Raw genomic sequence first — 24,466 nt, forward strand, 5'->3', positions numbered from 1 at the left:
TGTGAGAAGTCGCCGTCAAAAGCGATCCAGCGTATACGGTTTGTGGTCAGGGAGATCATCGGGCTGACTGCGCGGCGAAGCCATCTGCACAATCATCTCTGCCGTCACCGCCGCCTGCGTCAGCCCCAGATGCTGATGCCCGAACGCGAGCAGCACCTTGCCGTCGCACACCTGATCGATCACCGGAAGCGAGTCCGGCAATGACGGCCGAAAACCCATCCACGGTGTGGCGTTGTCAGCACTCAGGTCCTTGCGGAACAAACCCTGACTCAATCGATGCAGTTGCCACGCGCGCTCCATGCTCGGCGGCTTCTGCAGTCCGGCGAACTCGACAGTGCCAGCCAGTCTCAGCCCTTCGCTCATCGGCGTCATGATGAACTTGCGTTCCAGCGAGGTGACGGGGAAGGGCAAGCGGTTGTGTTCGTGCGGCAACATCAGGTGATAACCGCGCTCGGTGTCCAGCGGCACTTTTTTGCCGGTGAGTGCGGCGATAAGTTTCGCCGAATGCGCACCGCAGGCGATCAGTACGCGGCGCGCTTTGAAACCTCCGCTGCCGGTGATCAACGACACGCCGTGTTCCTGCACATAACCGCCCTGGACCTGCTGTTTGACGAAACTGACGCCGCTGGCCTTGGCCGCTTCGACCAGTTCGGTCACCACGCGATACGGATCGATGAAATGCCCGGTGCGCGGGAAGAACAGGCCGCCCTGAATCCGCTCGCTGAGTTGCGGCGCGGTTTCATGCACCGCCGCGGCCTGCCAGAAATCTACGGGCACTTGTTGTTGATGCAGGCGCGTCTGGAGTGCTGCGATGGCCTGACGCGATTCGGGCTTTTCGAACACCAGCAACGAGCCGTCGACTTTCAACAGATCGGGCCGCGAGATGTCAGCGAGCAGGCGCTGCCAGGCCGCCAGACTGCTTTCATTGAGTGCGCGCAAGCCGGCGACGGTTTTGCCAAAGGGTTCTGAACGCAAATTCAGCAACAGCCGGGTGAACCAGGGCAGGGCGCGTGGCAGGTATTTCCAGTCCAGTCGCAACGGCCCCATCGGGTCCATCAGCATCGCCGGCAAGCGCTTGAGAATCGACACGTCGGCAATCGGAAAAACCTGCTCGGTCGCCAGATGCCCGGCGTTGCCGAACGAGGCGCCGTGGCCCGGTTGCTGTTGGTCGATCACCACCACGCGCAGTCCCTGGCGTGCGAGGCGCAAGGCGCAGGAAACGCCGATGATCCCGGCACCGACTACGGCGATGTCATGAGCGTTATTCGGCATGTGCAAGTGCTTCCCTGTGCCCATCGAGCAGGCGGCTCAAGTGCAGCGGATTGGCCTGTTGCAGCGCGCTGGGCAGCAGGCTGTCGGGGAAGTCCTGATAGCAGACCGGGCGCAGGAAACGCAGGATCGCCGCCGTACCGACCGACGTTGTGCGCGCATCTGACGTCGCCGGGAAAGGTCCACCGTGAACCATCGCATTGCAGACTTCCACGCCCGTAGGCCAACCGTTGACCAGCAGCCGTCCGGCTTTGCGCTCCAGTATCGGCAACAGTGCGCGGGCCTGCTCAAGGTCGGCGTCATCAAGGTGCAGGGTGGCGGTCAACTGGCCTTCCAGTTGCTCGGTGACCTGACGGATTTCATCATCGCTGGCGCATTGCACAATCAACGCCGCCGCACCAAAAGTCTCGGCTTGCAGGTTGTGATCGGCGAGGAAATCGGCGGCATCAGTGACGAATAGATGCGCCTGACCCTGGTTCGGGCCGCTGCCGATCTGCCCCTGCGCGGCAATGTGCGCAGCGCTGTTTTCGGTCAGCGTATTCACTGCCGATTCGTAGGCCTTGAAGATCCCCGGGGTGAGCATCGTCTGCGCTGCTTGACGTTTTATCTGCTCAGCGGTGGCCTCAATGAAACTGTCCAGCGCAGGCCCCTTGCATGCAATCACCAAGCCCGGATTGGTACAGAACTGCCCTGCACCCAACGTCAGCGAGCCAACAAATCCTTCGGCCAGTGCCCGCGCACGGTTGTGCAACGCCGCCGGGAACAGCAGCACCGGATTGATCGAACTCATTTCCGCGTACACGGGAATTGGTTCGGCCCGAACCTGCGCCGCTTGCAGCAACGCCAGACCACCACTGCGCGAACCGGTGAAGCCCACGGCTTTGATGCGCGGGTCGCTGACCAGCGCAATACCGACTTCACGCCCGGAACCGTACAGCAACGAAAACACGCCTTCCGGCAAACCGCAGGCCTTGATCGCCCGGGCGATTGCGCCACCGACCAGCTCGCTGGTGCCGGGATGCGCGCTGTGTGCCTTGACCACAACCGGGCAACCGGCAGCCAATGCCGAAGCGGTATCGCCTCCGGCCACCGAAAACGCCAGGGGGAAATTGCTCGCGCCAAATACGGCCACCGGTCCCAGGGGAATCTGCCGTTGGCGCAAGTCCGAACGTGGCAGCGGCTGCCGTTGCGGTTGCGCAGTGTCGACGCGCACGTCCAGCCATTCACCGGCACGCACGGTGCGCGCGAACAGGCGCAATTGCTGGCACGTGCGGCGACGTTCACCCTGCAAGCGCGGGCGTGGCAGGCCGGTTTCGGCGTGGGCACGCTCGATCAATTCATCGCCGAGGGCTTCGATTTCCTCGGCAATGCTTTGCAGAAATTCGGCACGGCCACTGAGGGTTGTTTCGCGGTAAGCGTCGAGCGCCGCCGAAGCCAGCGCGCAAGCCTGTTCGACATGCTCGGCCGATCCACCGGCATACGCCGGCTCCAACACAGCGTCGGTGGCCGGGTCGATCCCTCGAATGGCTGCGCGATTGCCCGCGACAGTGTGCTGCCCGATCAACATATGGCCCGTCAGAGTCATGGTCTGTTCCTGATAAAAGAAGTGATGCCTGCCGTGAGGTAATTACCTCGCGGCAGGCGAAAGCATGGTTCAGGCGAAGTTCTGCTCGGCTGACCAGTTCTCGTACCAGTGACGGAACAGCGAATACTGCTTCTCGGCATAACGTCGTTGCGAATCGCTCAGCGCATCGGTTTCGTTGAAGTGCAGGGTGTATTCCTTGTCGCCGTTGAGCACCATCAGATGCTTGTAATACAGCACCAGATCGCAGCCTTCATCGAACGACGACAGCACGACCAGTGCCGACTCCAACTCACGCGCCTGACGTCGTGCCTTCGCATCACCCTGGGCCGCTTTCTTGCTCAGTGCTACCAGTTGCAGCACTTCGCGGGGCAGGGCGTTGCCGATCCCGGTGATCGCGCCGGTGGCGTTGCAGTTGACGAAACCGTGCACCACTTGCGTATCGACGCCGACCATCAAGGTCACGCTATCGTCCTTGGAGGTGATGTTTTCAGCGGCGTAACGCAGGTCGGCGCCACCGCCGAATTCCTTGAAACCAATCAGGTTCGGGTATTCGCGACGCAGTTCGAAAAACAGCTCGGCGCGGGTGGCGAAGCCGTAGTAAGGGCTGTTGTAGATCACCGCCGGCAAGTTCGGCGCCGCTTGCAGGATCGCCGCGAAGTGGGCTTTCTGCGCAGCCGCCGAAGCACCCCGGGACAGTACGCGGGGAATCACCATCAGACCCTGCGCGCCGACTTCTGCCGCGTGCGCTGCATGGGCGACCGCTTCGCGAGTGTTGACTGCGCCGGTCCCGACAATCGTTGGAATCCCCGCCGCGACCAAGCGCGCCACGCCTTCCTGACGCTCGGCTTCGGTAAGCAGCGGCCAGTCACCCATGGAGCCGCAATAGACCACGGCACTCATGCCGATATCGATCAGCTCGCGACCCTTGGCCACCAGCGCATCGAAGTCCGGTTTGCGCTGGGCGGTGCACGGGGTCATCAGGGCCGGCATGCAACCGGTGAAGATGTTGTCGCTCATTGTTTTAACTCCTTGGCACATCATTCAAATTGAGGTGAAAAGTCCGCGCGGCAGCTCAGATGCCCCACGCGAACGGATCTGCTTCGTCGATCAGCAAGGTGCTGTCGGCGGTCATGTAGGCGCGGCCGGTGATGAACGGCCGGATGCGCTCGCCTTGCCATTCGTAGCGACCTTCGAACTGGCTGCCGGTGATGCTTGCCTGCACCCAGCGTGCGCCGGCTTGCAGCTTGTCGTCGGCGGCGAGGCAGGCGAGTTTGGCGCTGGTGCCGGTGCCGCACGGGGAGCGGTCGTAGGCTTTGCCGGGGCACATGACGAAGTTGCGGCTGTCGGCGTTGGCGTCATCGGCGAACAGTTCGATGTGGTCGATAACGGCGCCGTCTTCACCATGGATGCCTTGGTCTTCGAGGGCTTTGAGCATCGCCCAGGTGTAGGCGGTGAGGTGCTCGACGTTGTCCATGGAAAGCGTCTGGCCGTGCTCGGAGACGAGGAAAAACCAGTTGCCGCCGTAGGCGATATCACCGAATACCCGGCCGAATCCCGGAACATCCACCGGCACCTGTTTGCGGTGCCGATAAGCCGGGACGTTGCCCAGCGTGACGGATCCGTCGTCATGCAACGTGGCGCTGACCGCGCCGACCGGGGTGTCGATCTTGTGGGTGCCCGGGGCGATTTTCCCCAGATACTGCAGCGAGTTGATCAGGCCGATGGTGCCGTGGCCGCACATGCCCAGATAACCGGCGTTGTTGAAGAAGATCACTCCGCACGTGGCATCCGCCGAGACCGGCTCGCAATACAGCGCACCGACCAGCACGTCGTTGCCGCGCGGTTCCAGCAGGCAGGCGCGGCGCCAGGCGTCATGCTGATTGCGCAGGGCATCGCGCTTTTCCACCATGCTGTTGCCGGGCAGATCGGGGAAACCATTCATTACCAGGCGCGTGGGTTCACCGCCGGTGTGGGAATCAATGACGTGTACGCGTTTCATGAGTGTGTCCCGTTGGGTGATTTCAGTAGGCGCCGGCAGGGCGCGCAGACACGGTCGAGGCGGGGGCGGCGACTTCGCTTTCTTCATCGTCCTCCTCCAGACGTACCAGGTGCGCCGGCACTCCAGTCGCGGCGCCCCAGTAATAGATGCCGGTTGCGCAAGCAGCGACGACGATTGTGTCGAACGGATGAGCGAGGATGCCCAGGCCACCGAAAGTGCCGAGTTTCGACAGCACGATGGTCACCGCGTAGAAGGCGATCAGCCACGCCGAGGAGCGCACCTGGCTGAGCAGATTGAGGTGAGCAGTCGGCACGAAACGACCGCAGAGCAGGTACACGACGAACATCAGGATTTGCAGGCCGAGCAACCACGACACCGTGCTCCAGCCCGACCAGTAAACGATCAGCGCGGCGATGATGAACGACACCGGCCCGAGCACGCCCATGCACTTGACCCGGAACGGGCGCGGCATGTTCGGTGCATTGCGGCGCAACGCGGCCACGGAAACCGGCGCTACGGCGTAGCTCAATACCAGTGCGGCGGAAACCACATTGATCAACGCTTCCCACGACGGGAACGGCAGGGTCCAGAACACCGACAGGGCGAAGGTCAGCCACAGCGCCGGACGCGGGATGCCGGACTTCTCATCGATGTGGGTAAAGACTTTGAAGAAGGTTCCGGTCTGCGCCCAGCCGTAGATCACGCGCGGGGTGGCGTTCATGTAGATGTTGCCGCAACCGCTCGGCGAGATCACTGCGTCGGCGACGACCAGATACGCCAGCCAGCCGACGCCCAGCGCCAGCGCGATGTCGCGATACGGCAGGGCAAATTCCTTGCTGATGCCAGCCCAGCCGTTGGCGAGCATTTCCGTCGGAATGCTGCCGAGGAACGCCATTTGCAGCAGCACGTAGATCAGGGTCGAGAGCAGCACCGAAAGGATCAGCGCGATGGGAATGGTGCGCTGCGGATTTTTCACTTCGCTGGCCACCGAGATGATCGGCGTCAGGCCCAGATACGCGAAAATGACGCCACCTGCCGACACTGCCATCTCCACACCGGACAAGCCGAACGGCGCGAAACCTTGCACCTGGAAGTTAGCCGGTTTGAAGAAGGTGAACAGCACACCAATCACCAGCAGCGGCACGATGAACTTGAACACGCTGATCAGGTTGTTGGCCTTGGCGAAGGTCTTCACGCTGCGATAATTGAGCAGGAAAAACACACAAAGCAGGGCGAACTGGAGCATCCAGCCGAGCATGGTCGGGTCGCCGCTGCCAGCCTTGGTCAGGCCGGGAAACCACGCTGCTGCGTATTGGCGCGAGGCAACCACTTCGATCGCCACCAGACTGGAAAAGGCGATCAGCGTGATGAAACCCATCAGGTAACCCAGCAGCGGCCCGTGCGAGTAGACCGGGTAACGCACCACGCCGCCGGCACGTGGCAATGCCGCGCCCAGTTCGCAGTAGACAATGCCCAGCAACAACACGGCAAAACCGCCCAGCAGCCAGGAGAGAATTCCCGCCGGCCCGGCAATCGCGGACACATGACTGGCCGCGAACAACCAGCCGGAACCGAAAATCGCTCCTAGCCCGATAAATGTGAGGTCGATCAGTGAAAGCTGTTTTTTGAACTTGCCTTGGCCTGACATGGCATCGCCTTCTTGTGAGTTATTGGATAGGCAGTTGTGTCACTGGGACGGCCAGACTTTGAACCGATCGCCAGGTCGGCGATTGATGTTTTGCTTCGGGATCGATGACGAAATCAGCACAATTGCGTAGAACAAACGTGCCGCTCGACAGGCCTTTGACGATGCTGCAATCTGCACGCGACGGCCGCAGCGCGGACACTTGGCCGATTGATCAGCAGGGGAGACTTTCGATGCAAAGCGCGTTTTCGATCCTGGCCCAGGGTCATGACGGTCATCGTCCTCAGACGCTTGCAGAGCTGTTGGCCGGCGCAGCGCTGCTGTTGCCGATGCTCGACGTGATCCCCAATGCGGCGATTTTCATCAAGGACATGCAGGCACGTTATGTGTTGGCCAACCGCACGCTGGTGCAGCGTTGCGGCCTGAAGGACTTGCGCCCGTTGCTCGGCAAAACCAGCGCGCAGGTGTTCCCGGCGCAACTGGGGCCTGGTTACACCGAGCAGGATCGCAAGGTGCTGGAGGAAGGGTTTGTGCTGGAGGATCAGCTTGAACTGCACCTGTATGGCAGCCGTGAGCCCGGCTGGTGCCTGACTCATAAACAGCCGCTGTACAACCGCGATGGCGAGATCATCGGCCTCGCAGGCATTTCGGTCGATCTGCAATCGGCCAGTGAAACCCACCCGGCGTTCCAGCGACTGGCTGCTGTCGACGAGCACATTCGCGCGCATTTCAATCGGCGCGTGACCCTCGGCGAGCTGACTAAAATCGCCGGTATTTCAGTCGCGCAACTGGAGCGCTACTGCAAGCGCGTGTTTCACCTGACGCCACGGCAGATGATCCAGAAAGTGCGCCTGGAGCACGCCCATCGCCTGCTGCACACCGACCTGCCGATCACCGACGTTGCATTGCAGTGCGGCTACACCGATCACAGTGCCTTCACTCGCCAGTTCAAGGCCTCGACCGGCTTCACCCCCCGCCAATATCGCCAAGCCACCTCACCCCTGTAGGAGCTGCCGCAGGCTGCGATCTTTTGATCTGTCTTTTTAAAAACAACATCAAAAGATCGCAGCCTGCGGCAGCTCCTACAGGGGATATTCAGGCGAGGATGGTGAGCCATGCCGACAGCAGCAGTAACAGCGCCAGGACTGCGTTCATGCGCTTGAACGCTTGCGGTGTTCCGATCAATCGTCTGCTGCCCACGCCAAGCAGCGCCCAGAGCGTCATGCACGGCAAAGACACCAACAGGAACGCCAGTGACAACACCAACAACTGCAGCGTCTTGTCGCCGCCGCCGAGAAATACGCTGACCACCGCCACGGCCATCATCCACACCTTGGGGTTGACCAGTTGCAGCATGGCCGCACCGACAACGCTGATGCCTTTTTCTTGCGTATCCGCCGGGTTCAGCGATGGCGGTGCACTGCGAAAGATCTGCCATGCCAGCCAACTCAACCAGAGCACACCGCCCCAGGCCATGGCTTGCTGCACACGTGGAAAGCGCAGCAATGTTTCGCCGGCGCCGAGACCCACCACCAGAACGATCAATGCAGCTGCCGCGCACGCACCAAAAATAATCGGTAGCGTGGCGAGCAAACCTTGGCGCGAGCTGTGGCTCAACACGAGGATGTTGGTCGGCCCCGGCGTGATCGAAGCAACGAAAGCAAACAGCAGGAAGGGCAACAATGACGCCATGATTCGGATTCCCTGAGAGTCAAAACAGGAAGCCATGATCGTCAGTTGGCGGGCGTCAGTCTGGAAGGTTTGAGCAGCGCTTGCGGTAGTCCGCCGGTGTCAGTTGGTAAGCGCGGCGAAACCAGCGGCCCAAGTGACTTTGATCGGCAAAACCGAGCACGCTGGCAACCTGCGCCGGTGTTTCACCGCGTGCCAGCAACTGCCGTGCCTTGGCCAAACGAAGCTGGATCAGGTAAGCGTGCGGCGCGAGACCGAAAGCTGCCTTGAAGGCACGGCTCAGACGAAAACGATCCACCCCGCAAACGCGCGCGAGGTCATCGAGACCAATGTCTTCATAGGTATGCGCATGCAGATAATCCCGCGCCACTTGGGCCACCATCGGCAGACGCGGATCGAAATCCTGACGCCTGCGCCAGGCGAGATGGCCAGTGAGCGAGCCCAGCAGGCCATCGATGGCGGTTTGGCGAACGATGCGCAAGTCGCCGTCATGCAGTGCGTGGAAGGCCTGATGAATGGCGGTGGCCAGACGCGAGTCCTGGCTCAAGGTGTCGGCAAAACCGGGCTGGCTGTCGGACGGCGCGTCTTCGAACAGTGCGTGCATTTCGCGCTCCAGCCAATGCGGGTCGAGGTACAGCATCGAATAGGTAAAGCCGTCCTCGGTTGGCGCATGGCCATCGTGAATCTCTCCCGGTTCCAGCAAGATTGCCTGGCCTGGCGTACTGCGATGGCGCACGCGGCGGCAATTGAACTGCTGAACGCCTTGCTCAGTCACTCCGACGAGAAAGCTGTCATGCCAATGCGGGTCGTAGGCATGCCCTTCAAAGTGAGCGCGAATCGATTCAATCCCGGTATCGACATCCTGGGACAGATCGATCCAGTTGCGTTTATCCACGGAAGGCTCCAGGGCTCGGCTTTGAAAAATGCGGCCTCATAAAATACCGCGCAATGCAGGTGGACGTTTAGAAGATTTGTGCAGAAAGGCCAGGGCAAACGGCTAGACTCAACGGCACACGACCCTTTAGCGACAGGTGCAACACAATGATCGACCGACGCTCGCTCTGGGTCCTGTATACCCTGATCACCCTTAGCCTGACGCTGACCGCAGGCTGCTCGAACCGTAAGCATTATCCACCCTCAGGCGTCGGCGACAGCTGTTATGCCAAAGCGTTGCCGACTGTGGGCGAGGGTGGTCTGGCATGGGGCTCCAGCCTGAACATGGCGCGACAGAAATCGATGAACAACTGCATCCGCTACGCCGGACGCTCCGGAGGCACGCCGAATACCTGTCAAGTGGTGTTGGCCAAGTGCAAATAGCCTGATCCACAAAGTCCCTTCGCCCACCGACGCCCGCGCGGCCCAGTTGCACCTGACTGATCTGGGCCGCGAGATTCTCGCCCCGCTGGAAAAAGCTTCCCGCGAACAGATTGTCGCCATGCTCGAACGCTTGCCCGAGCCACAGCAAAAACAACTGCTTGGCGCCATGACCCAGGCCTGGGCGCGGACGTTGTGATCTTTCCTTAACCCTGCTGCGTGAACAGAAAGCGCGGAATTGCAGGCGAAAAAAAACCGCCTTTGCGGGGCGGTTCTTTTTGTAAACCTCGGTTTGCGGCCGGGGTTTGGAGCTTCACTAGCTGCTCCGACGTGCACTTATGGTATGAGCCTTTGTGCGTTCTTGCAATGAAGAATTTGTTTTCAACTGGTTTATTTGTTGTGAGTTAATCGAAAGAAAAGCTGACGGAAATAACATTTTACAATGGCTGGGAATTACTCTGCCTAGAACCTGGGATTTGAGAGGTATGATGACGCCGCTCTCATGTTTGTGTATCGGTGAGGTTTGGCTGGCACTTAACGATTTCATGCCCTCTGACACGGTTTTGCACCCGTGCCGGAATGATGGGTCGGAGGGGATCCAACCGGCCGCCTCACTAGCTGCTCCGACGTGCAGCCGAAAGCAGGCATGATCCGGTAAGTCTGCTGGAGGTTTGGCCCCCTAGCCTGGAGGCCAAAACGTATGAAGCATTTGCTGCGTACGCTGAGCCTCGTATGGAGATCGTTTAAAGCATTGAGCTTTTACGAATTCCTGCGAGACCACTTTGACGATCTGAAGTAACGAACGTCCCAGTGGGGAAAACCCGTTTCAGTCTTATGCTGAAACGGGTTTTTTTGTTGTGTAAAACTGTCAAAAGTAGGAATTGTCTTTTTCGCAGTCTTTGCCAGCGCCGAACAGCGCAGCCAACGCCCCCGCGCCTGACCCTCCCTGTAGGAGCTGCCGCAGGCTGCGATCTTTTGATGTTGTTTTTAAAAAGACAGGATCAAAAGATCGCAGCCTGCGGCAGCTCCTACAGGGATCGGCTTAAGCTAATGCGAAAAAGATATTGGATTGGTTTTTTTAAGATCGTTTAGTTTTGTCGCAACGACGAATCAACGCATCAAACCGATAGACCCCCGATTGCCATGACGGCACACGCTGAATCGATCACAGGTTCTTCAGGTTTGATTCACACGGGAGTGAATCATGCCGCATGCCCTCGATATCACCACGTTGCCGACGCTCGACCTTTCGTTGTTCGACGGCACCGCGCAACAGCGCTACGAATTTCTTGAAAACCTGCGCCACGCCGCTCGCGATGTCGGTTTTTTCTATCTGACCGGACATGGCATCGACAGCACATTACTCAAGCAAGTGCAGGATCACGCCCGGCAATTTTTTGCCTTGCCCGACAGCGAGAAAAACGCCGTCGGCATGATCAACTCGCCACACTTTCGCGGCTACAACCGCGCCGCTTCGGAAATCACCCGTGGCCAACCCGATCAACGCGAACAGTTTGATCTGGGCGCCGAACGTGAAGCCTTGCCATTAGACGCGGACAGCCCGTTCTGGGCGCGGTTGCAAGGCCCCAATCAATGGCCGGCGGCATTGCCGGAACTCAAACCCTTGCTGCTCGACTGGCAACAGGCGATGACGCGCATGTCCTTGCATCTGCTGCGCGCCTTCGCTCAGGCACTGTCGTTACGGGCCGATGCGTTTGATCAGTTGTACGGCGACAAACCCAACGAACACATCAAGCTGATGCGTTATCCCGGCCAGTCCGCCGGGGCAAGCCATCAAGGCGTTGGCGCACACAAGGACTCCGGGTTCCTCAGCTTTCTGCTGCAAGACCAGCAGGCCGGTCTGCAAGTCGAGGTCGAAGAGGGGCGCTGGATCGATGCGCTGCCTCGGGAAAACACTTTGGTGGTGAATATTGGCGAATTGCTTGAACTCGCCAGCAACGGCTACTTGCGCGCCACGGTGCATCGGGTGGTTTCACCGCCCGAAGGCAGTGAGCGCCTGTCCATCGCCTTCTTCCTCGGCGCACAACTCGACGCCACAGTGCCGCTGTATCCGCTGCCGACGGCGTTGTTGCGCGAGGCGCGCGGGCCAGCGAGTGATCCGCTCAATCCATTGTTTCGCGATGTCGGCTGGAACTACCTCAAGGGGCGTTTGCGCTCGCATCCGGATGTCGCGCAACGCTTCTATGCCGACGCGCTGCTGCCACCTGTGCCGGTGCGTAAAACCGCCTGATTGATCACTCGCTCAAGGACTCTCGACATGTTGAAACAAGCAGGTTTGACCCTGGCCGTCCTCGGCGCACTGGTGACATCGTTCGGTGCGCAGGCGCTGGAACCGTTGCGCGTGGCTGCCGACCCGGTGCCCCACGCGCAGATACTCGCGTACATCCAGAAAATCGATCCGCAACTCAACCTGAAGATCATCGAAATCCCCAACGGCGTGAACTCCAACGAGCTGCTGGTGCACGGTGATGTCGACGCCAATTACTTCCAGCATCTGCCGTACCTGAAGTCCCAGGAACAGGCCCTCGGTGAGAAACTGGCAGTGGCGGCCACGGTGCATATCGAGCCGCTGGGGATTTACTCACGCCGCTACAAAAGCTTCGCCGAGGTACCGGCAAAAGGCACGGTCGCCGTGCCCAACAACGTCACCAACCTGAGCCGCGCGCTGTATCTGCTGCAGGACAACGGCCTGATCAAGCTCAAACCCGGCTTCAACGATCCGGCCGCCGATCAGGCAACGCCCAAGGACATCGCCGAAAACCCGAAACAGCTGAAGATCCTCGAAATCGAATCGCCGCAGATTCCACGCTCGCTGGACGACGTCGATCTGGCGGTGATCAACGGCAACTACGCGCTTGATGCCGGACTGGTACCGGCCAAGGATGCGCTGGGGCTGGAGAAGGCCGAGCACAATCCTTACGCGAATATTCTGGTGACCACGCCGAAGCTGGAAAACGACCCACGCATCGCGCAACTGGCCAAGGATCTGACCTCGCCGCAAGTGGCGAAGTACATCACCGATAACTTCGCCGGTTCGGTGATTCCGGTGGCGGGCGGCAAGCCATGATCAGCGTCGAGCAGTTGAGCAAGACCTATCCATCGGCGTCGCAACCGGCGCTCGATCAAGTCTCGCTGAGTATTCCCGATGGCGCCGTCTACGGGATTCTCGGGCGCAGCGGGGCGGGTAAATCGACGCTGCTGCGTTGCCTCAATCTGCTCGAACGCCCGGACAGCGGGCGGATTCTGCTGGATGGCGTTGACCTGATGACGCTCTCCGCCAGCGACTTGCGCACGCAACGCCAACGCATCGGCATGATCTTCCAGGGCTTCAACCTGCTGCATTCGCGCAATGTCTTCGACAACATCGCCGTGCCGCTGGAAATCGCCAGTGTCGGCAAACCTTGGCGCCATGTGCGGGTGCGCGAGCTGCTGGAACTGGTCGGCTTGAGCGACAAGGCACAGGCTTTCCCTTCGCAATTGTCCGGCGGCCAGAAACAGCGCGTGGGGATTGCCCGGGCGTTGGCTGCGGAGCCGGCGTATTTGCTGTCGGACGAAGCGACCAGCGCCCTCGACCCGGAAACCACGGCGTCGATTCTCGAGCTGTTGCGCGATATCAATCGGCAACTCGGCCTGACCATTGTGCTGATCACCCATGAACTCGACGTGGTCAAATCGATCTGCGATCACGCCGCGTTCATGGCCAACGGCCGGCTGGTCGAAGCCGGTCCGGTACCGCGTCTGATGGCTGACCCACAATCGAGCCTGGGCAGTTCGCTGCGCCCGACCTGCGGGTTACCGCTGGGGCATGCGGCGCCGGGGCTGAGTTTCCTCAAACAGTACGGCGTACGGGCGGCGCAATCATGAACCGCTCGATCGACTGGCATGAAATCCTCCAACTGGTGCTCAACGCCACCGGTGAAACCCTGTACATGGTGTTGCTCGCCGGGCTGTTCACGCTGCTGATCGGTTTGCCGCTGGGCGTCTTGCTGTTTATCAGTCGGCGCAGCGGGCTTTACCCGATGCCACGTCTGAATGCGGCGCTGAGTGCCTTGGTCAATCTCGGCCGCTCATTGCCGTTCGTGGTGATGTTGATTGCGCTGATCCCGCTGACCCGCTTGGTGGTCGGTACAACCTTGGGCAGTACCGCCGCCGTGGTGCCGATCACCATCGGTGCGTTTCCGTTTTTCGCCCGCATCGTTGAAAACGCCCTGGACGAAGTCGACAAGGGGCGCATCGAAGCGATCCTCGCCATGGGCGGCGACATCGGCCATGTGATCTTCAAAGTGCTGTTGCCCGAAGCACTGCCGGCGTTGCTTGCCGGGATCACGTTGACGCTGGTGATGCTGATCGGATTCTCCTCGATGGCCGGGGTGATCGGTGGCGGTGGGCTCGGTGATCTGGCAATCCGTTACGGCTATCAGCGCTTCAACAATGAAGTCATGGTTGCCACCGTCGTGGTGTTGATCATCCTCGTTCAAGGCGTGCAGAGCCTGGGCGATCGATTGGTGCGTTCGCTGGCTCATCGCCGCTAAGGAAATTTATGAGTGCGCCTGTCGCTGTGGCCTGCGAGCCGCTGATTCGTGTGCGTGAGCTGAGCAAGTCGTTTGCTTCGAATCGGGCGCTGGACGGCGTCAGCCTGGATATTTATCCCGCCGAAGTGGTGGCGTTGCTCGGGGCCAACGGCGCGGGCAAGTCGACTCTGGTGAAAATTCTCGCGGGCAGCCAGACCGCCGATGCTGGCGAGATCAGCGTCGACGGTCAGCCTCGGCATTTCAGCTCGCCGTTGTCAGCGCGCAGGGTCGGCATCGTCGCCGTGCATCAGCAGATCAACGAAGGCATCGCACCGGGTTTGAGTGTGGCGGAGAACCTCCTGCTCGATGAGTTGTGCAAGCCTGGCGCGGATTTCTGGCTCAACCGCAAACGCCTGCTGGCACGCGCCGCGAGCATTGCGGCCGGCCTCGGTCTGACCTTGCCGCTGGAGCAGCCGATCGAACACCTCGGTCAGGCCGAACGGCAATTGGTCGTCCTGGCCCGAGCCTTTGCTTTGCAGCCGCGACTGCTGATTCTCGATGAGCCGACGGCGGCGTTGTCCGATGCCGAAGCGCAGCGCTTGTTCGCCCTGATCGACACCTTGCGCGGTCGTGGCGTGGCGATTGTTTACATTTCTCATCGCCTGTCCGACCTGCAACGTGTGGCGGATCGCGCCATCGTCCTGCGTGATGGACGGCTGGCCGGTGAGTTCACCGCGCGGCAGTTGCCCGAGGCGGTCACCGCCATGCTCGGCCAGGCGCTGCAAGCGCATACCTACACGCCGCGCGTGGCGGGGCAGCAAGTGGTGCAGTTGCACGGACTGAAAGTCCTGCCGCGCACGAAAAGCTTCGATCTGATGCTGCATGAAAACGAAGTCGTGGTGCTGACCGGGTTGTTGGGCGCCGGTAAAACCGAGATCGCCGAAGTCTTGTTCGGTCTGCGTCAAGCGGCGTCGGGCAGGCTGCAAGTGGATGGCGTTGAAGGGTTCGCCAGGTCGCCACGCGAGGCGATTCAGCGCGGTGTGTTCTTTGCCGCCGAAGACCGTGCCAGCCAGTCGCTGGTGCCTGACTTCTCCCTGCGTCGCACGCTGACCTTGCCGTTTCTTGAGCGTTTTACCCGTGGTGGCTTCATCCGCAATCGCGCTGAAGCCGCAGCAGTCGAGGCGCAAGTGGCGTCGCTCGGCATCAAGACCGCCGGCATCGATGTGCCGATGACCGCGCTGTCTGGCGGCAATCAACAAAAAGTCGTGCTCGGCCGGTGGTTGCTCGGCGAGGGGCGGGTATTGATCCTCGATGAGCCGTTCCAGGGCGTCGACGTGCGTGCGCGTCGCGAGATCGGCCAACTGCTGCGCGACAACGCCCACGGCCGCGCGACATTGGTGATTTGCGCCGATGTCGATGAAGCCCTCGAGATTGCCGATCGAATCCTGCTGGTGCGTGATCACGCGGTGGTCGCCGAATACCCGCGCGCGGGCCTCAATCGCGCCGAGCTGGTCAGCGCCCTGGCCGGCAGCGATGTCTTTGAAAAACCCCCTCAAGCCACGCCAAGGAGCAGAGCGAGTGCCTGATTCGAGTTCACTGTTATCGACCCGCGCGGCACCTGCCGAACGTCTGCTGCAAGCGCTGATCCGCTATGGCCTGCTGTGGTTGCTGGCGCTGATCGTGGTGTTTTTCAGTTTTGCCGAGCCTGCCTTCCTGCGCGTCGGCAATCTGTTCAGCATCCTGCAATCGGTGTCGATCGTGGCGCTGCTGGCGCTGGGTGTGACGCTGACCATGGCGGTCGGCGGCCTCGACCTGTCGATTGGCGCGGTGGCGGCGATGAGTCTGATGATCGCCAGTTACGTGATGGTCGTACTCGGCTGGGGCGCCGTGCCGGCGGTGCTGATCAGCCTGGCGGGCGGCGCGCTGGTCGGGCTGCTCAACGGCTGGCTGATCGTCAAACTGCGGGTGCCGGACATTCTCGCGACGCTCGGCAGCATGTTTCTGGTGATCGGTGTGCAGTTGATTCCCACGGGCGGGCGCTCGATTGCGGTGGGCATGACTTTGCCCAACGGTGAAGAAACCGAAGGGACGTTCAGCGCCGCGTTCCTCGCTCTGGGTCGCGGGCGGCTGTGGGACGTGGTGCCGATTCCGGTGCTGATCACCGCTGTGGTGGCTGTTGCGGTGTGGCTGTTTCTCGAACGTACGCGCATTGGCCGGTTGTTCTATGCGATTGGCGGCAACGAGCAGGCGGCGCGGCTGGCCGGTGCGCCGGTACAGCGCTTCAAGTTGCTGGCGTACGTGCTCTCGGCAGTGCTGGCGTCACTCGGTGGGCTGTTGCTCGCGGCGCGCCTGGGCCGTGGCGATGTCAGTTCCGGTAACGGCCTGGTGCTGGATGCACTGGGCGCGGCGCTGATCGGTTTTGCCGTGCTCGGCGCCAAGAAACCCAACGCGTTTGGCACCCTCGTCGGCGCGCTGCTGGTGGCGTCGTTGCTCAATGGCCTGACCATGCTCAACGCGCCGTATTACGCACAGGATTTCGTCAAGGGACTGGTGCTGGTGCTGGCCCTGATGTTCACCTTCGGCCTCGCGCATCGAGCGCGCTGAGCCGCCTCCATTCAAGGAAGTTGTATGCACGGTTCAATCAAACAGTTTGCCCGCCATTGCCTCGCGGCGGCGGTGCTTTCGACGTTGGCGCTGGGCGCGCAAGCCAAGGCATTGCCTGGCGCACCGGCGCCGTTCGATAAAGGTCAGGTGCAGATTGCGCTGGTGGGTTATCTGTTTTCCGGGGACTTTCCCGAGGCGTATCTGCGCGGCGTGGAAAAACAGACTGAAGCGTTGGGTGCGAACTTGCGCGTGTTCGATGCGCGGCAGCAGGCGGCGAGTCAGGGCGAGATGATCGATCAGGCGGCCGATCTCGGTGTCGACGGGATCATCGTGCAATTGGGTCTGGCGGAAACCCTCAAAGGGCCGATTGACCGGGCCATCGCCAAAGGCATCAAGGTCGTCGCCTTCGATGTCGATCTGAACACGCCGCAAGTGACGCAAGTCGAGCAGGATCACCATGCCTTGGCGCGTCTGGCACTGGATCAAGCGGTGAAGGACAACGGCACGCGTTTCGATGCCGGTTATGTGTACATCAGCGGTTTCACGCCGATGGAGCGCCGTGACGAGATCTGGAGTCAGGTCAAGCAGGCCAACCCGGGAATCATCGAGAAGGCACGGTTCGGCACACTGAATCCGCCGATTGCCAACTCGGTGGCGGATCAGGCCAGTGCGGTGCTGCGGGCGAATCCGGGGATCAGCGTGATTTTTGCGCCGTTCGACGAGTTTGCCAAAGGCGCGAAGATTGCCGTGGACGAAGCCGGGCTGGCGCGCAAGGTGAAAATTTACAGCGCCGATATTTCCACGGCCGACATCCAGATCATGAAAGAGCCGGACAGCGCCTGGGCCGCGACGGCAGCGGTCAATCCGCAAGTGGCCGGGGCGATCAGTGTGCGCAGTCTGGCGATGTTGATTGCCGGGGAAAACCCTGGCCATCAGGTGCTGGTGCCGCCGACGTTGATCACTCGCCAGCAACTGCTGGACCTGGACGTGAAAAATGTCCGCGACCTCGCGCAGAAACTCCCGGCCTTCGGCGACACCGCCAACGTCGCGCGGGCGCCATGGATTCCCGTGGCTAACTAAAACAGCACCCTGTGGGAGCTGGCTTGCCAGCGATAGCGGTGTTTCAGCCGATAGAGATATAGACTCGACAGGCCTCATCGCTGGCAAGCCAGCTCCCACAAGGGCGGGTTGAGTCATAGAATTTACGGCTGATTTGCATTGGCGAAATCTGGAGAACACATGCACAACAAGGCTGCGCGCCTGCGCAAAAGCCGTTTGCCGAGTGCCGATCCGCTGTTCGGCGCACGACTGCCGCCGGGGCAAGTGCTGACGGAGCGCTTTCCGATTCTGCACGAAGGCGCAGTGCCGCAATACGATCTTGCTGATTGGTCGCTACGCCTGTTTGGCACGCTCGAACAGTCGATCAAGTTGCGTTATGCCGACCTGCTGGCAATGCCGCAACGGCAGTTGCAATGCGACATTCATTGCGTCACGCGCTGGTCGAAGTTCGACACCCAATGGAGTGGGGTGCATCTGCAGGATCTGTTGCAAGTACTGAAAATCCAGCCCAAGTCAGCCTTCGTCATGGCCCACGCTGACCACGATTACCAGACCAATCTGCGACTCGACGATCTGTTGCACCCGGACAGCCTGTTGGCCACCCATTACCACGGCCAACCGCTGACCGCGCAACACGGCTGGCCGTTGCGTCTGGTGGTCGCCGGCCGGTATTTCTGGAAGAGCGCAAAATGGTTGCGCGGTCTTGAATTTGTCGAGCATGAACAACCGGGTTTCTGGGAGCAGAACGGCTTTCACCTGCACGCCGATCCGTTTGCCGAACAGCGTTTCAGCGGTGATGAACTGGACATTGCCGAAGATGCCTGGCGGGACAAAGAGTTCGACTAAGCGCCCGCCTCGTAATGCGATCAACTGTGGGAGATTCTATGGTTGAGGGGAAGCCCTCAACCTCCCTTCGGCTGGTATTCGCTTTGCCCCTTCAGCAGCGCGAATACCACTCGCGCAAGCTTGCGAGCCAATATCACCAGCGCCTGTGTCGTACTGAACCCACGGTTTCTTTGCTCCTCGTAGAAGCTTTTCCAAGCCGGTGTACGGCTGGCCGACATGGCTGCGTTATGGAGCAGTCGCCGGGCCTCTGGGTCTCCGCGTTTGGTCAGGCTCCGGCGACCGTCCTTTTGTCCTGACTGCGACACGCGCAAATCCATCCCCAAAAACGCAATAAATGCATCCGCGTTTTTGAAGTCGCCCCGCTGAAATGTTGCGATCAAACGGGCTCCGGTCAAAAAACCAATACCTTCAACTTTTGTGCAGCGCTTCAGATCTGCGAGCAGCCCAGCCTCTTTTAATTGATCGTTGATCATCTTCTCGACCAATGTTTCGAGCCTCTGCATTGAGGCCACTTGCTCAGCAAACGCGCTTTTGAGCAGCGGTTCATTCGCCCAGCTTTGCACCAGACCAACCCGTGCCTGAACCAGCGCTGCACGACGGCGGAAAAGGCTCAGAAGGCGGCGATATAAAGGCGATGGCGGGATCCAAGGATGAAGCTCTTCGTATTCGTTTTTTAGATAACGAGCGAGCAGCTTGGCGTCCAGCGCATCGGTTTTGGCGCGAACTTTCACCCCTATTCGGTAATGACTCAACGCGTAGCCATCGACCATGTAAATCGTGCACCCGGCTTCATGGGCCAGATCGGCGAACGCCAGGTGATAGATGTTGGTCGATTCGATAGCCAAATCAACAGGTGCAGGCAAGGCTTTCAGCCATTTTTTGATGGCTGTCTTGTCATTGGAAATAGTCTCGAGCAGATCCAGCTCGGCCTGATAGATGACCAGTTCATTCTTGGCAACATCCACGCCCACAATAGGCTTTACGACAGAAACCGGCATTGCCATTGAACATCCCCCGAGATATGGTTTTGAACACTTGAAGGGGCTCACCCAGGGGCGCAGGCTTGTTCCTATCGTCGGTCCTGGCCAGATGCATTCTTTATCGGCGCTTGGGTGAAAGGAGGAGGGGCGAAATCTCCCACGGATCTGTACTGCGTCAACAGTCAGAATCTGGCTTTGTCCCTCCTCCTCCCTTCAAGTCCCAGCATACAAGCTGGCTTGCCAGCGATGCGGTTCAGCCAGTCACCAGATTCGTTGATTGACACTCCGCTATCGCTGGCAACCCAGCTCTTGCAGAAGGCAGTTTTATAGTTGGATTAGTTTGTTTTTAATGAGCTTTAGTGTTGCCTCAGCAACACTTTTGTTGGACTAAGAACACTCCTTAAGAGCGATCTAACCTAAGCGTTATTGGTTCTTTTGCGCTAAGCATCCGCTCGTCTAGCATCAGGCTCCAAGGGGCAATGACTTACTCTGGGGATCTGCGCGTTACCAATATTCTTCGTTTCAACTGCCTTTAAAAATCAAAACTACAGCAGACATTGCCGCGCATTGATTGCCGACTTCTTATTGTCGGTGACGGCCGGGTATTAACTGCGATTCAAGGAGCTGTTACATGCATTACCGTTCCCGTTCATTACTGGCCGCTGCTGTTGTAACTGCCATCTGGCAACTTCCCGTCAACGCCGAAGAAGCAGCCGCCAGTGCAGAAGACGAATCGCGCCTCGGCACGGTGTTGGTGACCGGCACGCGCGGCACTTCGCGCACGGTGCTCGACTCGCCGGTGCCAGTCGATGTACTCACCGCCGAGGACCTGAAAACCGCCGGCGCCGCTGATGGCGAACTGGGCGCCGCGTTGCAGACGCTGTTGCCGTCCTTCAGCCTGCCGCGTCAATCCAACTCCGGCGGTGCCGACCATGTGCGTGCTGCGCAATTGCGCGGCATGAGCCCGGATCAGGTGCTGGTGCTGGTCAACGGCAAGCGTCGCCACACCTCGGCAGTGGTCAACGATTCGTCGAAAATCGGTCGCGGCACCGCGCCAGTGGATTTCAACTCGATCCCGATCAGCGCCATCAAACGCATCGAAGTGCTGCGGGACGGCGCCGGCGCGCAATACGGCTCCGACGCGATTGCCGGGGTGATCAACATCATCCTCGACGACGCGCCCGAGGGCGGCGAGGTCTCGACCAGTTATGGCGCCTATCACACCCATCAGGACGCGATTGGCAAGACCACCACCGACGGCCAGAACAGCGTGACCACCGCGAAGATCGGCACGCGGCTTGGCGAGGAGGGCGGCTTCATTCGTGGCGGCACCGAATACAAGGATCGCAACCCGACCAACCGCGCCGGTTTCGACGGTTTTGCCGACACCCCCGGCCAGCGCAACTACGTGATGGGCGACGGTCTCGCCCGCGACGTCAACTTATGGTTCAACAGTGAATTGCCGTTGGCGGGCGGCAAGGCTTACAGCTTCGGTACTTACAACCAGCGCCATACCACCGGCGCCGAGTTCTATCGCTATCCGTACGAGCAGCCGCAGTTCTACCCCAACGGCTACTTGCCGCAATCGCTCGGTGACAACAAGGATGTCTCCGCCACGGCCGGTTTCAAAGGCATGATCGGCGATGACTGGGACTTCGATAGCAGCGTCACCCACGGCCGCAACCGCTTCGAGGGTTCGACCCGACGCACCCTCAACGTCAGCCTCGGTGAAGACTCGCCGACCCGGTTCGATACCGGCGACTACGAACTGCGCCAGACCACCAGCAACCTCGATTTCAGCCGTGAACTGCGCCTCGGTGAGCGCTCGTTTGTGCTGGCCGTCGGCGGTGAATACCGCTACGAGAATTACCTGACCTACGCCGGCGACGAGGCCTCCTACATCGGCTCCGGCGCTGACGGCGCCAATGGCTTGCGGCCGAGCGAAGAGTCGGATCTGGACCGCAATGTGTTTGGCACTTACGCCGAATTGTCCGGCGACCTCACCGACCGTTTCTTCGTCGACGGCGCCACGCGCTGGGAGCATTACGACGATGCCGGCAGCAAGCTCACCGGCAAACTCAGCGGCCGCTACAAACTGACCGATCAGTGGGCGTTGCGCGGTGCGGTGTCGAACAACTTCCGTGCACCCTCGCTGGCGCAAAGCGGCTTCCAGAACACCACCAGCAACTTCGGCGATGGCGGCACGCTGACCGATATTCGCGTGCTCTCGGTCAACGACCCGATCGCCCGTGCCTTGGGTGCGGAGAAACTCGATCCGGAAACTTCGAAGAACTTCAGCCTCGGCCTGACTTTCCAGTTGAACGAACGCTTCGACGCGTCGCTGGACGTGTTCCGCATCGACGTCAAAGACCGCATCACCCTGTCGCAACGTATCGGCAGCGATGCCCTGGAAAGCTACATCAACGACAACTTCGGTGTCGCTGGTGTGCACGACGTCAACTTCTTCACCAACGCCGCCGACACCAGCACCCACGGCGCCGAACTGGTGCTCAACTACCATCAGCCGTTCTATGACGGGCAATTGGGCCTGACCACCGCGTACACCTACAACCACACCAAAGTCACCAGCACCAAAGGCACGCCGTCGCAACTGACCGCGCTGGGCATCGGCAATGATGCGCTGGTCGGTGTCGAGGAAACCAACACCCTGACCGACGCTGCACCGAAGGATCGCTTGATCTTTTCCGCCAACTGGGCCAGCGAACATTGGGGCTTGCTCGGGCGTTTGACGCGTCAGGGCGAGACCACCCGCGTGTTCGATTTCGGCGACTCGCAACCTGAGCAAACCTATGGCGCGGTGTGGCAACTGGATGCTGAGGTGAGCTACAAATTCACCCCGAAATTCAATATTGCCGTGGGTGGCAACAACCTTACCGACAACTACCCGGAGCGCTCCGGTTCGGCGATCAACTACGGCGGCAACCTGCCGTATGACGTGCTCTCACCAATCGGCACCAATGGAGCCTATTACTACGCCCGCGCCACTTATGGCTTCTGACGCCGGGCCGGGACGGCATCTGCCGGTGTTTCAGGCGCTATTGATCACGCTGGGCATGGTGATCACCACCGACATCCTGAAAACCGCGCCGACCGTGGCACTTAACGTCGGGCCAGAACATTTCTACCTGGTGTGGGTGCTCGGCGGTGTGGCGTCGATGATCGGCGCGCTGTGTTTTGCCGAGATGGCCACGGCATTTCCGCATCCGGGTGGCGATTATCATTTTCTGCGCATGGCTTACGGCGAACGCATGGGATTCCTGTTCGCCTGGTCGCGGTTTTCGGTGATGCACACCGGATGGATCGCGTTGTCGGCGTTCATGTTTGCCGATTACTTCAACGCGGTGGTGCCGTTGGGGCAGTACGGCTCGGGGTTGTTTGCCGGGGCGATCATTGCCGCCCTGGTGCTGCTCAATCTCACGGGTAAACACATCGGTTTCATCACCCAGACATTGTTGGTGGGCTTGCTCGCGTTGGGTTTTCTGAGCATTGCCAGCGCCGGTGTCTGGCTGCAGTGGCAGGGCATCGAACCACCGGTAGCGGACGTATCGGTTACGCCGGAGCACAGCGGTATGGCCGGATTTTCGGCGGCGATGATTTTCGTGTTTCTGGCCTTTGGTGGCTGGAGCGACGCGGCAACATTATCGGCAGAAGTGCGCGACGGTCGACGGGGCATCTTCATCGCCATGATCGGAGCGCTGGCGGTGCTGATGAGCATCTATCTGGCGCTCAATTGGGCGTTCGTCGCCGGACTGGGATTCGCCGGACTGGCGGCGAGCAACGCGCCGGCAGTTGAGCTGCTGAACCGTGCATTCGGCGCGCCCGGGGTCATGCTGATTCTATTGATGGTCGGTATCGCCGCGATCGCCACTATCAACTCGACGTTGCTGGTCGGCGCCCGGACGACCTACGCAGCCGCCCGCGATGTGCCGCAATTGCGCAGTTTCGGCGACTGGGACGATCGTCACGGGGTGCCGCGCAAAGCCTTGCTCGCGGAAGGCGCGGTGGCGTTGTTGTTGGTGTTGTTCGGCAGTTTCACCCAGAGCGGTTTCAACACCATGGTCGAGTATCTGACCCCGGTGTACTGGCTGTTTCTGAGCTTGAGCAGCGTCGCGTTGATCATTCTGCGGCGGCGCTTTCCCGAGGTGCCGAGGCCGGTGCGGGTGCCGTTGTATCCGCTGTTGCCGCTGCTGTTTTTCGGGTTGTGCCTGTACATGCTGTATTCCAGCGTGACAGTGGTCGGCTATGGCGCGTTTCTGGGGATTGCCGTGTTGCTGGTGGGGGCGCTGATTCTGGCGGGGTTGAGCCGCGTGGCGTCGACGCCTCGGCAAGCTCTTCGACAGACTTCGGACTAGAACGACACCTCGGCCGGTTGCGACAAACGCAGCACCGACAAGTCGCCGGTGATGCGTTTGTACGCCAGGCGAATCGCTTCGATGTCGCTGGAACGCTGCGCGCTATTCTCATGCAGGATCACGATGACCTTGGTGCTCAAGCGTTCGGGCTCTTTCGCGCCTTTATCACGCCATTGTCCATACGCGTCGAGCACACTGAAGCCATCCGGGAAACGCGGCGTGACTTCCTTGTCGAGAAATTCGCGCCAGCGCGCCGGGCTGACCGCACCTTCCTTGCCATCGATCGCACCCACCGAAAAGTACAATTCGGTACGCAGCCATTGCGCCTGCGCCGGACGCGCGGCGTCACCTTGCAGCGTTGAACTGGCGGGATCATGGGTGTGAACGGAAACCGGAGGAGGGCTGGTACAACCGGCGACTGCGACAAACAGTGCCGCCAGTAAAAGACGTTGAGGCATGGAGCATCCTTATTGAGCGGTGGGTGAACCGCTGAAGTATAAGGTTGCCGCTCGACCATCAATAAAGACCTAAAAAGCAGGCTGGCAGGCGTTTCGGGAATAACCCGAAACGC

22 protein-coding genes are annotated in these 24,466 nt (G+C 60.4%); 13 read left to right on the forward strand and 9 right to left on the reverse strand.

Annotated features, from left to right (window positions below; translation table 11 throughout):
- Positions 1-15: 15 nt before the first annotated feature.
- The 5 genes from QOL84_RS03580 to QOL84_RS03600 form a co-directional block, all read right to left on the reverse strand.
- A complete protein-coding gene (locus QOL84_RS03580) occupies positions 16-1,272 on the reverse strand; it encodes an NAD(P)/FAD-dependent oxidoreductase (protein ID WP_283436202.1) in 1,257 nt (418 codons plus the stop codon).
- A complete protein-coding gene (locus tag QOL84_RS03585) occupies positions 1,262-2,854 on the reverse strand; it encodes an aldehyde dehydrogenase (NADP(+)) (RefSeq protein WP_283436203.1) in 1,593 nt (530 codons plus the stop codon). Before QOL84_RS03585 ends, QOL84_RS03580 begins: the two co-directional genes overlap by 11 nt.
- Positions 2,855-2,923: 69 nt before the next feature.
- The gene (locus QOL84_RS03590; protein WP_283436204.1) at positions 2,924-3,871 is read right to left on the reverse strand and encodes a dihydrodipicolinate synthase family protein; all 948 of its coding nucleotides are present in this window, start codon (positions 3,869-3,871) and stop codon (positions 2,924-2,926) included.
- A gap of 55 nt (positions 3,872-3,926) precedes the next feature.
- Complete coding sequence (locus QOL84_RS03595; RefSeq protein WP_283436205.1) at positions 3,927-4,853, reverse strand: 4-hydroxyproline epimerase; 927 nt, start codon at positions 4,851-4,853, stop codon at positions 3,927-3,929.
- Between the two features lie 22 nt (positions 4,854-4,875).
- Positions 4,876-6,501: an APC family permease gene (locus QOL84_RS03600; protein WP_283436206.1), complete on the reverse strand. Its 1,626-nt coding sequence runs from the start codon at positions 6,499-6,501 to the stop codon at positions 4,876-4,878.
- Positions 6,502-6,731: 230 nt separating this feature from the next.
- Between QOL84_RS03600 and QOL84_RS03605 the strand changes: the two genes are divergently transcribed.
- Positions 6,732-7,505 carry an AraC family transcriptional regulator gene (locus QOL84_RS03605; protein ID WP_283436207.1) on the forward strand — a complete coding sequence of 258 codons (774 nt, stop codon included), beginning with the start codon at positions 6,732-6,734 and terminating at the stop codon, positions 7,503-7,505.
- Positions 7,506-7,593: 88 nt separating this feature from the next.
- Here the strand turns inward: QOL84_RS03605 and QOL84_RS03610 are convergent, their stop codons facing one another.
- Positions 7,594-8,190, reverse strand: a complete 597-nt coding sequence (locus QOL84_RS03610; protein ID WP_283436208.1) for a LysE family translocator — start codon at positions 8,188-8,190, stop codon at positions 7,594-7,596.
- 55 nt (positions 8,191-8,245) lie between these two features.
- Entirely contained in the window at positions 8,246-9,082 is an 837-nt protein-coding gene (locus QOL84_RS03615; protein WP_283436209.1) for an AraC family transcriptional regulator, read from the reverse strand.
- A 146-nt stretch (positions 9,083-9,228) separates the two neighbouring features.
- Here QOL84_RS03615 and QOL84_RS03620 point away from each other — a divergent pair, with 146 nt between their 5' ends.
- From QOL84_RS03620 to QOL84_RS03665, 10 genes are all read left to right on the forward strand, one after another.
- Positions 9,229-9,504 carry a hypothetical protein gene (locus QOL84_RS03620; protein ID WP_283436210.1) on the forward strand — a complete coding sequence of 92 codons (276 nt, stop codon included), beginning with the start codon at positions 9,229-9,231 and terminating at the stop codon, positions 9,502-9,504.
- A 46-nt stretch (positions 9,505-9,550) separates the two neighbouring features.
- Positions 9,551-9,700 carry a hypothetical protein gene (locus QOL84_RS03625; RefSeq protein WP_400770409.1) on the forward strand — a complete coding sequence of 50 codons (150 nt, stop codon included), beginning with the start codon at positions 9,551-9,553 and terminating at the stop codon, positions 9,698-9,700.
- Positions 9,701-10,705: 1,005 nt separating this feature from the next.
- The gene (locus tag QOL84_RS03630) at positions 10,706-11,752 is read left to right on the forward strand and encodes an isopenicillin N synthase family dioxygenase (protein WP_283436211.1); all 1,047 of its coding nucleotides are present in this window, start codon (positions 10,706-10,708) and stop codon (positions 11,750-11,752) included.
- Positions 11,753-11,779: 27 nt separating this feature from the next.
- Positions 11,780-12,589, forward strand: coding sequence for a MetQ/NlpA family ABC transporter substrate-binding protein (locus QOL84_RS03635; protein WP_283436212.1), 810 nt, complete (start codon positions 11,780-11,782; stop codon positions 12,587-12,589).
- The gene (locus tag QOL84_RS03640) at positions 12,586-13,386 is read left to right on the forward strand and encodes a methionine ABC transporter ATP-binding protein (RefSeq protein WP_283436213.1); all 801 of its coding nucleotides are present in this window, start codon (positions 12,586-12,588) and stop codon (positions 13,384-13,386) included. The genes QOL84_RS03635 and QOL84_RS03640 overlap by 4 nt, the downstream gene beginning before the upstream one ends.
- Positions 13,383-14,054: a methionine ABC transporter permease gene (locus QOL84_RS03645; RefSeq protein ID WP_346772235.1), complete on the forward strand. Its 672-nt coding sequence runs from the start codon at positions 13,383-13,385 to the stop codon at positions 14,052-14,054. The genes QOL84_RS03640 and QOL84_RS03645 overlap by 4 nt, the downstream gene beginning before the upstream one ends.
- A gap of 8 nt (positions 14,055-14,062) precedes the next feature.
- Positions 14,063-15,619, forward strand: a complete 1,557-nt coding sequence (locus QOL84_RS03650; RefSeq protein WP_283436214.1) for a sugar ABC transporter ATP-binding protein — start codon at positions 14,063-14,065, stop codon at positions 15,617-15,619.
- On the forward strand, positions 15,612-16,637 hold the full coding sequence (locus QOL84_RS03655) for an ABC transporter permease (protein WP_283436215.1): 1,026 nt from the start codon (positions 15,612-15,614) through the stop codon (positions 16,635-16,637). Before QOL84_RS03650 ends, QOL84_RS03655 begins: the two co-directional genes overlap by 8 nt.
- Positions 16,638-16,661: 24 nt before the next feature.
- Positions 16,662-17,717: a substrate-binding domain-containing protein gene (locus QOL84_RS03660; protein WP_283436216.1), complete on the forward strand. Its 1,056-nt coding sequence runs from the start codon at positions 16,662-16,664 to the stop codon at positions 17,715-17,717.
- Positions 17,718-17,876: 159 nt separating this feature from the next.
- Positions 17,877-18,542 (forward strand): sulfite oxidase-like oxidoreductase, encoded by a 666-nt coding sequence (locus QOL84_RS03665; protein ID WP_283436217.1) that lies wholly within the window; start codon positions 17,877-17,879, stop codon positions 18,540-18,542.
- A gap of 56 nt (positions 18,543-18,598) precedes the next feature.
- On the opposite strand, the gene QOL84_RS03670 is transcribed toward QOL84_RS03665, so the two are convergent.
- Positions 18,599-19,546, reverse strand: coding sequence for a transposase (locus tag QOL84_RS03670; protein ID WP_129388636.1), 948 nt, complete (start codon positions 19,544-19,546; stop codon positions 18,599-18,601).
- A gap of 607 nt (positions 19,547-20,153) precedes the next feature.
- On the opposite strand from QOL84_RS03670, the gene QOL84_RS03675 reads away from it, so the two are divergent.
- Both QOL84_RS03675 and QOL84_RS03680 read left to right on the forward strand, forming a co-directional pair.
- Complete coding sequence (locus tag QOL84_RS03675; RefSeq protein WP_283436218.1) at positions 20,154-22,541, forward strand: TonB-dependent receptor plug domain-containing protein; 2,388 nt, start codon at positions 20,154-20,156, stop codon at positions 22,539-22,541.
- Positions 22,531-23,895 carry an APC family permease gene (locus tag QOL84_RS03680; protein WP_283436219.1) on the forward strand — a complete coding sequence of 455 codons (1,365 nt, stop codon included), beginning with the start codon at positions 22,531-22,533 and terminating at the stop codon, positions 23,893-23,895. Before QOL84_RS03675 ends, QOL84_RS03680 begins: the two co-directional genes overlap by 11 nt.
- On the opposite strand, the gene QOL84_RS03685 is transcribed toward QOL84_RS03680, so the two are convergent.
- Positions 23,892-24,353: a DUF3574 domain-containing protein gene (locus tag QOL84_RS03685; RefSeq protein WP_283436220.1), complete on the reverse strand. Its 462-nt coding sequence runs from the start codon at positions 24,351-24,353 to the stop codon at positions 23,892-23,894. The two genes, QOL84_RS03680 and QOL84_RS03685, sit on opposite strands and share 4 nt — an antisense overlap.
- Positions 24,354-24,466 lie beyond the last annotated feature (113 nt).

It is taken from the genome of Pseudomonas helmanticensis (assembly GCF_900182985.1).
Lineage (GTDB): Bacteria > Pseudomonadota > Gammaproteobacteria > Pseudomonadales > Pseudomonadaceae > Aquipseudomonas > Aquipseudomonas helmanticensis.